Raw genomic sequence first — 12,689 nt, 5'->3', positions numbered from 1 at the left:
TAAACAATGTACGCCTTATTAACATTTAATTGTTTAAAAATTTTTACGGCATCATAAATCCAATAAAATTTAATCTGATTATGCTTCAATTTGTTAACAAACAGCTAGTAACTAATTCGAGCAACCACATCAAAATTTAATTACTTTTGTTGAATGAGTATCGATAATGAACAAGGCGGAAAGAACAGTATGACTGCTAGAAAAAGCAGGTTAAGTAATACCATAAGTTCACAAGGGAAAATCCCTCCTCAGGCGTTAGATCTTGAGGAAGCAGTTCTTGGAGCATTAATGCTCGAAAAAGATGCACTTTCTGCTGTAATTGATGTTTTAAAACCAGAGGTTTTTTATAACATTGCCCATCAGAAAATTTTTGAAGCGATTCATATTTTATTTCAAAAATCTCGTCCGGTTGATATTTTAACTGTAACTGCCGAACTGCGGACTTTAGGTTCTCTAGAAATAGTTGGCGGTGCATATTATATTACGAGCTTAACTAACCGTGTTGCTTCTGCAGCAAATATTGAGTTTCATGCCCGTATTATTTCTCAGAAATACATTCAACGTGAGCTGATCAGAATCTCTACCGAAATCATTACAAATGCCTACGAAGATACTACAGATATTTTCGATCTCTTAGATCAGGCTGAAAAGGGACTTTTTGAAATTGCCCAAAATAACCTGCGTAGAGATACACAGAAAATGGACGATATTATCAAGCAATCATTAGCTACGCTTGAAGAACTTCGTACTAAAACCGATGGTTTAACAGGTGTGCCAACAGGTTTTACAGGATTAGACAGAATAACTGGTGGTTGGCAAAAGCAAGATTTAGTAATTATTGCTGCACGTCCGGCGATGGGTAAAACGGCTTTCGTACTAACCTGCGCGAGAAATGCCACAGTCGATTTTGCAAAACCAACAGTAGTATTCTCGCTAGAGATGTCGTCAGTTCAGCTGGTTAATCGTTTAATTTCCGGAGAAGCAGAAATTGAGCAGGAAAAAATCAGAAAAGGAAATTTACAGGAATGGGAATGGCAGCAGTTACACAGCAAAATTGGCCGCTTAACCGAAGCTCCCCTATTAATTGATGATACACCTGCATTAAATATTTTCGAGTTCAGGGCAAAATGCCGAAGATTAAAATCACAATACGATATTCAATTGGTAATTGTCGATTACTTGCAGTTAATGCATGGTAAAGGCGAAGGAAAAGGTGGTGGTAACCGTGAGCAGGAAATTGGTAGTATTTCGAGGGCACTAAAATCTGTTGCAAAAGAACTAGATGTGCCTGTGCTGGCATTATCACAGTTAAGTCGTGCAGTAGAGAGCAGGCCAGGTTTACAGGGAAAACGGCCTATGTTATCCGATTTACGTGAATCTGGTTCAATTGAGCAGGATGCGGATATGGTTTTGTTTTTGTATCGTCCTGAATATTATGGTATTACCGAAGATGAGCAAGGAAGATCGCAGGCAGGTATTGGCGAGGTGATTATCGCAAAACACCGTAACGGTGAAACCGGAATTGTTCCGCTTAAATTCGTAGGTAAGTTTGTGAAATTCCAGGATCTGGAAGATGATTTTAATGCTCCACCAAATTCATTCGCTGCCGATCCTTCAGCTGGAATGTATCCATCACAGGATTTTGAAAAACAGAGCAACGTAATTATCCGTCCCTCAAAAATGGACGATTATAATGATGACGATCCACCGTTTTAAAATAATTCGATCATAAAAATGCCCCCAATTTTATATTTGGGGGCATTTTTATTTTTAATATTATAAGCTAAAAAGCAAACCTGCATTAATGCCTGATCTTACTGTTCTAATCTGATAACCTTGATTTTGTTTAAATACGTCAGTAAGACCTGATTGTCCATCAAGTTCTAACAATACCTTTACTTTATTGGCCACTGGTAATTTAACGCCAATGCCTAAATCTATGCCGATATCCCTGTTGTGGATAAAATTCTTTAGGTCGGTATTAAATTTTGTTTCGCTTGCATTCAATAAAATGCCAAAATACGGACCAAAGTTTAAATACCAGTTTCTTTTCTTACCAAAATGCCAGTTCGCCATTACCGGAATGGTGAGGTAATTGATATGATAATCAGTAGTAAAACTTTGCCCATTATCCAAATTGGTTAAATAACCACTGTCCCAGCCTTTTTGATCATACCCGATCTTTGCCTTTATACTCCATCTGTCTGAAAAGAAATAATCTCCAACCGCTGTAACGTTAAAGCCATTTCTGTAGTCACTGTTCGTTTGGTTACTTGTTGATACGGTGGCCAGATTATAGCCAACATGAATTCCTAATTCAAGACTGTTTTTTTCTTGTGCCTGGCTGGTCACGCCTAAGCCGGCGCATAATAAAAGCGTTAATAGTTTCTTCATAATTTTATCTGATTTTAAATTTTGGCGAAGATAAAACTAAAAAGCAAGTTATTGAAAAATCAACAACCGATTTGAAAATAGTATGAGGGATTAAAAAATATATCCGATAAGAATACCTGCCAATACGATAATCGGTGGACTTATTTTTGTGAAGTTAAGCAGTAGAAATGTGGCGATCATAATCCCAAAAAATATCCAGTTAAAGCCCATTGGTATTAAAAGAAGCACAAAAGCAGCAATAATAAATCCAACGCTAACAGCATTGATTCCGGAAAGACTATGACGGATCCTGGAGATTTTTTTTAAATCATCCCAAAACGGTACAATAAATAAAACGAGGATTAGTCCAGGTAAGTTAATGCCAATTACTCCGATCAATCCGCCTAAAATTTGGCCCCATAATCCGTATCCAAAATTCTTCATGCTTAGTGCACCCAAATAGCTGGTAAAAGAAAATGTTGGCCCAGGTAAAGCTTGCTGGAGTGCAAAGCCAGATAAAAACCCTGATGAAGGCAGATAATGTTTCATCTCTACAAATTCGGTAAACATTAAAGGAACAAGCACCTGCCCTCCTCCAAAAACCAATATTCCATTACGGTAAAAGTTTTCGAGTAAGCGAATGGGCAAGCTAAAAGGCGAAGTTCGGTTTATAATTGCACCTACCAATGCGAACAAGAGCAAAGCACCTAAAAAGTAGATCAGTTTTCGAGGATTGATATTTGAAAAAAGTTTAACCCTTAACTCTGTTTCCTCTTTTGGTGTTTCGATGGCCGAAGAGATCATTCCGCCAATCAATATTGATAATGGAAATACATAAGCATTTCTTAAAACCAATGTAGCAATAACCGAAGCGGTAGCCAGGAATATGGAAACCTGTGAGGATAAAACCTTTTTACCAAGTTTCCATGCGCCATAAGCTACAATACCTAGTGCAATTGGCTGGATATATTCTAAAATATCGTTAAACTTTTGTTTTTGATCGAGCAAAGCATAACTAATTGCTGCAAAGGTCATTATGGTGGCTGTGGGTAATATCCAGATCAGGAAAGTAATAATGGCCAGTTTAAGCTTTCCAACTTTCCAGGCTATCCCAACCAGGGTTTGTGTAGATGCTGGTCCAGGGAGTACCTGCGCCAGTGCATTTAACTCTAAAAGTTCTTCCTCAGAAATAAATTTAGTGCTCTGAACAAAGTATTTAAGCAACAGTGCAAGGTGTGCCTGTGCACCTCCAAATGAAGTAAATGTAAAAAAGATTACGTTTCTAATAAATAACCACTGTTTTTTTGCAGCGATAGGTTTGTTTTGCATTAATTTAAACTGATAACTGTTAACTAAAAACTGACCTAGTCGTCTTCATAATCTAATCCCGCTGCGGTATTATATGCGCCCTGTAATTCAGAAAAAGCATGCATGTCTCTTTTGTTGCGGGCAACTTCCATACCCTTCTGATAAATAGCGATAGCCTTTTCTTTTTGATCGTCTTTTTCGAATAACTTGCCTAAATGATAGTAAGTACCTACATAATCAGGGTGTTTATCAGTTAACTGAAGGTAAAAAGAATAGGCCTTTTCTTTATCATTTTGCGCATTATACTCTGTGGCTAAGGCATATAGTATAAATGGATCGTTAGGATCGCTTTCTAAAAATTCTAATAACTTGCTTAATCGGGTGGATGACATTTTAATTCCTTGCTTTTTTAATTAAATTTGCAGAAAGACCTTATATAATAATGATATCATATATGAACCGATCAACAGCTAAACAATTTTAGTTCCAGATCGTTCATAGTAATAAAAACCACTATTAACATATGAAAATATTAGTTTGTATCAGTAACGTGCCAGACACAACGACAAAAATAACTTTTACTAATGATAATACCGAATTCAATACGTCGGGAGTGCAATATATTGTTAATCCATACGATGAAATTGCTTTATCACGTGCAATTGAATTAACTGAAGGCGGAAAAGGAACAGTAACTGTGATCAATGTTGGCGAAGCGGGTAACGATCCAACCATCAGAAAAGCGCTTGCAATTGGTGCAGATGATGCAATTAGGATTAATGCGGCACCAAGAGATGCTTATTTTGTAGCAAAACAGATTGCAGAATATGCGAAAGACAAAGATTTCAATATTATTTTAACTGGTCGCGAGTCTATCGATTACAACGGTAACCAGGTGGCTGCTATGGTTGGCGAATTTTTAGATATCCCTTCAGTATCTATCATCAAAAAATTAACTATTGATGGCGATACAGCGACAATTGAACGAGAAATTGAAGGTGGTAAAGAAGTTCTAACCGTTTCTGGTAAGTTTATTGCAAGTTGTGCTGAAGGTGTAGCAGAACCCAAAATCCCGAATATGCGCGGTATTATGAGCGCTAGAACTAAACCATTAACGGTGGTAGATGCAGTTGCTGTAGAAGAGCTAACCAAGGTAACCAAATATGAAACTCCTGCTCCTCGCGGAACGGTTAAGTTAATTCCTGCTGATCAAACAGAATCGTTAATTGGCTTACTTCATAGTGAAGCTAAAGTAATCTAGTTTTAAGTCATAATAAATCAAATCGTTTACACCATCCTGTTAAGGATAAAGAAATAAATATATGTCAGTATTAGTATATGTAGAACAAGCTGAGGGGAAATTTAAGAAATCTGTATTTGAAGCCGTATCTTATGCCAAAGCCATTGCCGATCAACAATCAACTAATTTAACCGCAATTTCTATTGGCGATGTTGCCGACAGTGAATTAAAAGAATTAGGTAAATACGGTGCATCAAAGGTATTAAATGTAAATGCCGACCAATTAAAAACCTTTGTAAATCAGGCTTATGCGAGTGTTATTGCTGCAGCAGCAGAAAAAGAAGGTGCCAATATTATAGTTTTGTCTAACTCTTTTTCTGGTAAAGGTTTAGCACCGCGTATTGCAGTAAAACTTAAAGCTGGTTTAGCTGATGGCGCAGTAGAATTACCGAGTACTGATGGTAAATTTTCGGTTAAAAAAACTGCCTTTTCAGGTAAAGCGTTTGCTATTACAGAGTTAACATCGGCTAATAAAGTAATCGCCTTAAACCCGAATGCGTTTGGTGTTAAAGAAAATGCTACAGATGTTGCAATAGAAACCTTTGCTGCAGATATTAAACAATCAGATTTAGGAACCGTTATTAAAGAAATTGTTAGGGCAACTGATAAAGTTTCGTTGCCTGATGCAGAATTGGTAGTTTCTGCTGGCAGGGGTTTAAAAGGACCAGAAAACTGGGGAATGATCGAAGAATTAGCTGGTTTGTTGGGGGCTGCTACAGCCTGTTCTAAACCGGTATCGGATGCAGACTGGAGACCACACTCAGAACACGTTGGTCAAACTGGTATTGCGATTAGCCCTAACCTTTATATTGCTATCGGTATTTCTGGGGCTATCCAGCATTTAGCGGGTGTGAGTTCGTCAAAAGTGATTGTTGTAATCAACAAAGATCCAGAAGCTCCTTTCTTTAAAGTGGCCGATTATGGTATTGTTGGCGACGCTTTTGAGGTTGTACCCAAATTAATTGAAGCATTAAAAGCACATAAGGGATAATATCTTATAGACCTTATAGGTTTTTAAAACTTATAAGGTCTTATCATAAATATGAAAAAAGTTAAATTAGATATTGTAGGTTTATCTTACAGCCAGACTCAATCTGGTGCTTATGCCCTTGTTTTAGGAGAAGTAAATGGACGCCGCCGCCTACCGATTATTATTGGTGCATTTGAGGCACAGGCCATTGCGATAGAAATTGAGAAAATGACTCCTAGTAGGCCATTAACACATGATTTATTCAAATCAATGGCTGATACTTTTCATATCAATATTCAGGAAATTATTATATACAATCTGGTTGACGGTGTGTTTTATGCTAAGTTGATCTGTAGTGATGGTAAAAATACACACGAAGTTGACGCCAGAACATCAGATGCTATTGCTTTAGCTGTCCGGTTTAATGCGATGATTTATACTTACGAATTTATTTTGGCTTCTGCAGGTATTGTGATAGAAGGTAATGATTTTCTTTTCCTCGAAAACATGGATTCTATTGCAAAAGAACCTGAAGCAGATAGCTTGCCTACCTCAACCCAGCAACAAGGTTTTGGCGATCTTACCTTAGAAGAACTTCAACAAAAATTGCAGGAAGCTATTGCTGAAGAGGCTTATGAAAAGGCAGCACGGTTAAGAGACGAACTAAACAAACGCGGAACCTCTTAATTTTTCTTTAAAAAATATTCATCCATCAAAATTCCTTCAGATTTTTGCTAAAAATCTCTAAATAAAAAGCTAAATTCTAAGATGACCCAAATTGTTTAAAATAATTTGGGCTCATTTTGGATTATCATTCAAAATAGTTCTATATTCAGCTTTTACTTTCAATAACTCAAACTAAACTATTATTATGAACGTTAAGTTTCGCTTAACTATAATGAGTTTCATGCAATTCTTTGTATGGGCTGCGTGGTTAATTACAATTGCAAATTATTGGTTCGGAACCAAACAATGGGATGGCGCAGATTTTGGGATAATTTTCTCTACAATGGGCATTGCATCATTATTTATGCCAACCATTACAGGTATCATTGCCGATAAATGGATCAATGCAGAGAAGCTTTACGCTATCTTGCATATCCTTTATGCAGCCACTATGTTTTATTTACCTCAAGTAGAAAGTCCGCATAGTTTTTTTTGGGTAATGCTGGTAGCCATGTGCTTTTACATGCCAACAATAGCACTAAGCAATTCTATTAGTTATACTACTTTAAAGAACGGCAATTTCGATGTAATAAAAGACTTCCCTCCCATTAGGGTGTGGGGTACTATTGGCTTTATTGCTGCCATGTGGATTACCAATTTAACAGGTAATAAAGCCAGTGCCAACCAGTTCTATATTGCAGGAATAAGTGCGTTGTTATTGGGGGTATACTCTTTTACGCTGCCCGCTTGTAAGCCCTTAAACTTAATAAGCGATAAGAAAACATTTGCACAAAAGCTCGGACTCGAATCTTTTAAACTTTTTGCCGATTACAAAATGGCTTTGTTTTTTATTTTCTCGATGTTTTTAGGTGCAGCCTTACAGCTAACCAATGCTTATGGCGATGTTTTTTTAGATGAATTTAAATTATTCCCTGTTTTTGCAGAGTCATTCGTAATTAAATATTCTACCATTATTTTATCCATTTCGCAGGTATCAGAAACGCTTTTTATCCTGGCTATTCCCTTCTTTTTGAAAAGATTTGGAATTAAATGGGTAATCGCAATTGCGATGTTCGCCTGGGTGCTGCGTTTTGGTTTATTCGCTTATGGCGATCCATCAACCAACCTATGGATGATCATCACTTCATGCATTGTTTATGGCATGGCATTCGATTTCTTTAACATATCGGGATCGCTGTTTGTAGAAACATCAACTACGCCAAAAATCCGTTCTTCAGCACAAGGTCTATTTATGATGATGACCAATGGCTTTGGTGCCGTGTTTGGCAGTTTGGTTTCTGGCTGGATGATTAGCCATTTCTTTACCACTTACTACCATACTATTGGCTCGCTCTCCAAATACGTTAAAAGTGAGGAAGATAATGTACACCTGCTTAAATTCCTTAAAAATAAAGGAATTGATGTATTACCTAATGGAGATCTGAGCAGGGCGCTTGATGTAAAAGACTGGCATAACATCTGGTTAACTTTTACCATTTATGTACTTGTTATTGCAATCGTTTTTGTTGTGATATTTAAACACAAACATACACGAGCAGAAGTAGAAGCCATTAATCATTTATAATTTCCATTTATCCCATGTCAGCCGGTAAGTATAGAAAAGAACACAATTGTTTAAACTGTGGCGCTCATGTTGAGAAACATTATTGTAGCGATTGCGGTCAGCCAAATTTAGAATTAAAAGAAAGTTTCTGGGCTTTTATCAGTCACAGTATTGCACATTACTTTCATTTCGACAATAAATTCTTTCAAACCCTCACTCCTCTTTTAACAAAGCCCGGAAAAGTTACACTCGATTATTTAGCTGGTAAAAGAGCCAGGTACATCAATCCGGTAAGCATGTACATCTTTGTTTCCATTGTTTATTTTTTAGTGGCTTATTCTCCTGAACATAAATCAAAGAAAAAAGAGCATGCAGTTTCGAAAGTTGAACAGAAAGCAGCACTAGACAGTGCGCAAAATGTTTTAAATAAAATTGGGATAGCGGATAAGGCACCCAATATACTGAATAAAGCTAAAAAAGGTTTTGAAGAAGAGATGGATAAGGAGGAGTTTAAAAATCTAAGCTTTAATGAGCAGCGTATAGTTTTGGCAGATTTAAAGAAAATGAATAAAGCGAAAAGCTCCGATTCGTTAACTGATATCATTGATGGATTTAGTAAGATCCATAACAATAGAAATGATAGTACCTATGAAGCGTACCTGGCAAGACAAAAGACACTACCAATAACCGAAAAAGACAGCTGGTACGAAAGATTGGTTAAGAAGCGTTCGATTACAATTGGAGAAAAATCAGAAGTAATACAGGATACTTTAGAGCATAACAGACCCAAACAGTATTTTTTACTGATGCCTTTACTGGCTTTGTTTATTATGTGGAATTTCAGGAAAAATCATATTTATTATCTCGATCACCTGATTTTTACTATTCATGGTATGACGGCTTATTTTGTGGTGCAAATTTTTACACAGCCGCTGGTAAAATATGTTTTTGGTGGCAAAGGCGTAATGAAGAATATTATTTCACTTGCAGTTATTGCCTGGATCTGTTGGTACATGTTTAATGCACTTAAGATCTTTTACCAAAGGGAAAAAGTTATCGGCAAAATGTTTATGATTTTTATACTTTACGCGGTATCACTTTTCATCACCGAAGCCGTTATGATGAATCTAATCTACTACATAGCCGTTTAAATAAAGAAGAGCACAAAAAAAATCCCTTAATTTAAATAATTAAGGGATTTTTTATTTGGATTATTTTCTATCCTTAAGTTCAACAAATTCTCTGTCGGTTTCGCCAACATAAATCTGACGTGGACGACCTATCGGTTCTTTGTTTTCGTGCATCTCTTTCCACTGTGCAATCCATCCTGGTAAACGGCCTAAAGCAAACAGAACGGTAAACATTTCCGATGGGAAGCCTAATGCGCGGTAAATAATACCTGAATAGAAATCTACATTTGGATATAACTTACGGTCGATGAAGTATTGATCAGTTAAAGCTGCCTCTTCTAATTTTTTAGCAATTTCTAAAATCGGATCATCAATGCCTAAGTTTTCTAAGATATCATCACAAGCTTTTTTAATAATTTTAGCTCTTGGATCGAAGTTTTTATAAACCCTGTGTCCAAAGCCCATCATACGGAATGGATCGTTTTTGTCTTTCGCTTTTGCAATCCACTTCTCTGTATCTCCGCCATCAGCTTTAATCAATTCTAACATATCGATCACCGCCTGGTTAGCACCACCATGTAGTGGACCCCAAAGTGCAGCAATACCAGCAGCAATTGAAGCATATAAATTACAATCAGATGAACCTACTATACGCACTGTAGATGCCGAACAGTTTTGCTCATGATCTGCATGCAGAATTAGCAATTTATTCATGGCATTAACAACAATCGGGTTTACATCATAATCTTCGGTGCGTTGCCCAAATGTCATCCAAAGGAAATTGGTAACATAATCGTACTTATTTTTTGGATAAATAAGTGGGTGGCCTAATGATTTTTTATAAACGAAAGAAACAATGGTTGGGAATTTAGCCAAAAGTTTGATAATGGTTAAATTTTGTTCTTCTGCGGTTTGATTTGGTTTTAAGCACTCAGGATAGAATGTAGATAATGAGAAGATCAAGGAGCCCAATTGACCCATTGGGTGAGATCTTGATGGGTAACCATCAAAAAATTTCTTCATATCCTCATGGATGAGTGTATGTTTGCTGATTTCTGCCTGTAACCCTTCTAACTGAGCCTGCGTTGGAAGATCACCATAAATAATCAGATAAATCACTTCTAAAAAACTCGATTTTGCGGCAAGCTCTTCAATAGAATATCCCCTATATTTTAAAATGCCTTTTTCACCATCTAAAAAAGTGATCTTGCTTTTTGTAGAACCAGTATTTTTAAAACCAGTATCTAAAGTTATGAAGCCCGTAAGATCTCTTAATTTCGAAATATCAATGGCCTTTTCATCCTCTGTTCCTGTAATTACTGGCAATTCAACTGTCTTACCATCAACTTTTATCTCTGCAATATCTGACATATTATTGTATTGTGTTTATAGCTTTCTAAATTATATAAAATTAATATACATGCATAACAAATCTGTTAAATTAATATGAATAATTAGTCAAAATGACGTAACAATCATGCTTAATTAAACAGGATCTGAAATCTTATTTTGCTTTGATTTCTTCGGCAACTCTGCCACAGGTTAACATTTCTTTGCCGTAATAAGGGTTTTTAATTTCCTTTTCGGTTGATAACCAGTCACCTCCATCTCCTTTGTTAGCCATCGGGCAATGCTGAACATAAATTGTGCCTTTTTCTATTTCAGCATTTTTAAGTAAAGCGATCAAATCGGCACTTAAAACCGTGAAATCTTTTCTTTGCGAAACGAGAATATTGCTTGCAGCAATTTTGCCAGCAACAGCTGCAGTAGGCTCACAACCTTTATAAGCAGCTAAACTCGTTTGTAACTGTGCTGCAGATTTTTGTGCACTTGCTGAATCTGATTTTACCAGTGCATTTTTTAAATCTACATATTGATTAAAGATTTCCGATTTCTGCTTGTCTTTTATAGAAATCTCATTTTTCACCGATGCTGAATCGGTTTTTGTTGAATCGTTAGTTTCTGTAGATTTTTTATCAGCCTGGTTGCAGGCCATTAATGCGGTAAGTATTGCTAATCCGAATATTCTTTTCATTGTATTTGGTTTTCGGCTCAAAATAGTAATTAAAATGGTAAATAAATAAAAAAGTCCCGATTTTCATCGGGACTTTAAATTATATGATGTTTTAATTATAATTTAAAATTATAAGCTAATCTCAAGTTAAATTGCCCGGTTTTCATGAAGTAAAGATCGGAAGCACTATTGTTTACATAACCTTCGTATTTCACACCAAGATCAAGACCATTTTTCCATTCGTAACCTAAACCACCGGTATAGATAAAGTTCATATTGGCCCCCTCTTTAATGGCCAAACCTGAGCCAAGCTCAGTAGCCAGGTACATTCTTTCAATCGGGAATACCCTAACACCGCCTAATAAAGGGATAAATTCGAATTTAAGTGGGCTACCTTTCCATTTTAAGCGGGTATAACCACCAGAAGCTGTTACTGCTACAAACGGACTTAAATCATACTGAAGTTTTACATCTGCACCATAACCGTAATCCATTTCAGATCTATCTGGAAATATCCCATAATTTACGCCTGCACCAATTTTAAATGCCATTCCACTTTCTCTTGTCGTAGATTCGGTGGCTCCCATTGTTTGGGCCTTTAAATTCGTTGAGGTTAAAATTGCAAAGGCCGTTAATGTTGTTGCAAAAAGTTTAGTAATTGTTTTCATTCTTAGATATTTTAAGTTATCAATTAAGGGTTTAGTGTATTTACGTTAAAATATCTGTTATGGATTTTTAAATTTTCATTTTTTTCAGAATATTATGAAATAAAAAAGCCCCGACCAAAGTCGGGGCTTTCAATATGATCTGCGGTTTAAGTTTATAAGCTAAATCCATATGCTAAACGCAAACCTACATAACCTGTGCTACCACCATCTCTAGCTAAGCCTTCGTATTTTACACCTAAATCTAAACCGTTACTCCATGCATAACCTAGAGCTGGTGAATACACAAATGATGTTCCGCTACCTTCGTTTGTACCGAAACCAGCACCTAACTCTGCTAAACCATAGAAACCAGAACCAGATTCATTAAAAAAATACTTAACACCAGCTTTTACAGGGATATATCCAAAATCAGGAAAATCAACACCGGTATTACCAATTTCTTTACCTAAGAAACGGGTATAACCAGCAGTTACTGGAATTGATAATTGTTTATCAATATCAAATTGATAACGTAAATCGGCACCAAGGGCTACACCATATGCATCACTGGTAGGGATACCACCTATTATTCCTATTCCTAATTTTTGAGAAGATTGCGCGTTAGCATTTGTACTAAAGAATAAAGCCACGACAGCTGCTGAAGTAGCAATGATTTTTGTAATTGTTTTCATGCTTAAGATATTGTTTTTGAGTTAA

13 protein-coding genes are annotated in these 12,689 nt (G+C 36.4%); 6 read left to right on the top strand and 7 right to left on the bottom strand.

Annotated elements, in window-relative coordinates:
* Window positions 1–153 precede the first annotated feature (153 nt).
* Window positions 154–1,716, top strand: coding sequence for a replicative DNA helicase (dnaB, locus tag FHT21_RS09080; RefSeq protein ID WP_167294365.1), 1,563 nt, complete (start codon window positions 154–156; stop codon window positions 1,714–1,716).
* A 60-nt stretch (window positions 1,717–1,776) separates the two neighbouring features.
* On the opposite strand, the gene FHT21_RS09075 is transcribed toward dnaB, so the two are convergent.
* The 3 genes from FHT21_RS09075 to FHT21_RS09065 form a co-directional block, all read right to left on the bottom strand.
* On the bottom strand, window positions 1,777–2,394 hold the full coding sequence (locus tag FHT21_RS09075; RefSeq protein ID WP_167294364.1) for a porin family protein: 618 nt from the start codon (window positions 2,392–2,394) through the stop codon (window positions 1,777–1,779).
* Between the two features lie 90 nt (window positions 2,395–2,484).
* On the bottom strand, window positions 2,485–3,702 hold the full coding sequence (gene chrA, locus FHT21_RS09070) for a chromate efflux transporter (RefSeq protein ID WP_167294363.1): 1,218 nt from the start codon (window positions 3,700–3,702) through the stop codon (window positions 2,485–2,487).
* 35 nt (window positions 3,703–3,737) lie between these two features.
* Window positions 3,738–4,073 (bottom strand): tetratricopeptide repeat protein, encoded by a 336-nt coding sequence (locus FHT21_RS09065; protein ID WP_167294362.1) that lies wholly within the window; start codon window positions 4,071–4,073, stop codon window positions 3,738–3,740.
* A 131-nt stretch (window positions 4,074–4,204) separates the two neighbouring features.
* On the opposite strand from FHT21_RS09065, the gene FHT21_RS09060 reads away from it, so the two are divergent.
* The 5 genes from FHT21_RS09060 (at window position 4,205) to FHT21_RS09040 (ending at window position 9,332) form a co-directional block, all read left to right on the top strand.
* Window positions 4,205–4,942: an electron transfer flavoprotein subunit beta/FixA family protein gene (locus FHT21_RS09060; protein ID WP_167294361.1), complete on the top strand. Its 738-nt coding sequence runs from the start codon at window positions 4,205–4,207 to the stop codon at window positions 4,940–4,942.
* Window positions 4,943–5,003: 61 nt separating this feature from the next.
* Entirely contained in the window at window positions 5,004–5,972 is a 969-nt protein-coding gene (locus FHT21_RS09055; RefSeq protein WP_167294360.1) for an electron transfer flavoprotein subunit alpha/FixB family protein, read from the top strand.
* A gap of 51 nt (window positions 5,973–6,023) precedes the next feature.
* Complete coding sequence (locus FHT21_RS09050) at window positions 6,024–6,638, top strand: bifunctional nuclease family protein (RefSeq protein WP_029275168.1); 615 nt, start codon at window positions 6,024–6,026, stop codon at window positions 6,636–6,638.
* A 184-nt stretch (window positions 6,639–6,822) separates the two neighbouring features.
* The gene (locus tag FHT21_RS09045; protein ID WP_167294359.1) at window positions 6,823–8,202 is read left to right on the top strand and encodes a nucleoside permease; all 1,380 of its coding nucleotides are present in this window, start codon (window positions 6,823–6,825) and stop codon (window positions 8,200–8,202) included.
* A gap of 14 nt (window positions 8,203–8,216) precedes the next feature.
* Entirely contained in the window at window positions 8,217–9,332 is a 1,116-nt protein-coding gene (locus FHT21_RS09040) for a DUF3667 domain-containing protein (protein ID WP_167294358.1), read from the top strand.
* Between the two features lie 60 nt (window positions 9,333–9,392).
* Here the strand turns inward: FHT21_RS09040 and FHT21_RS09035 are convergent, their stop codons facing one another.
* The 4 genes from FHT21_RS09035 to FHT21_RS09020 form a co-directional block, all read right to left on the bottom strand.
* Window positions 9,393–10,682 carry a citrate synthase gene (locus FHT21_RS09035; RefSeq protein ID WP_167294357.1) on the bottom strand — a complete coding sequence of 430 codons (1,290 nt, stop codon included), beginning with the start codon at window positions 10,680–10,682 and terminating at the stop codon, window positions 9,393–9,395.
* A gap of 133 nt (window positions 10,683–10,815) precedes the next feature.
* Window positions 10,816–11,346, bottom strand: a complete 531-nt coding sequence (locus tag FHT21_RS09030; protein WP_167294356.1) for a DUF3347 domain-containing protein — start codon at window positions 11,344–11,346, stop codon at window positions 10,816–10,818.
* Between the two features lie 95 nt (window positions 11,347–11,441).
* Window positions 11,442–11,993: a hypothetical protein gene (locus tag FHT21_RS09025; protein WP_167294355.1), complete on the bottom strand. Its 552-nt coding sequence runs from the start codon at window positions 11,991–11,993 to the stop codon at window positions 11,442–11,444.
* 152 nt (window positions 11,994–12,145) lie between these two features.
* Entirely contained in the window at window positions 12,146–12,664 is a 519-nt protein-coding gene (locus tag FHT21_RS09020; RefSeq protein WP_167294354.1) for a hypothetical protein, read from the bottom strand.
* Window positions 12,665–12,689 lie beyond the last annotated feature (25 nt).

Source organism: Pedobacter sp. SG908 (assembly GCF_011759615.1).
Lineage (GTDB): Bacteria > Bacteroidota > Bacteroidia > Sphingobacteriales > Sphingobacteriaceae > Pedobacter > Pedobacter riviphilus.
The sequence above is the reverse complement of the archived record's forward strand: the minus strand, read 5'-3'. Positions and strand labels throughout refer to the sequence as shown.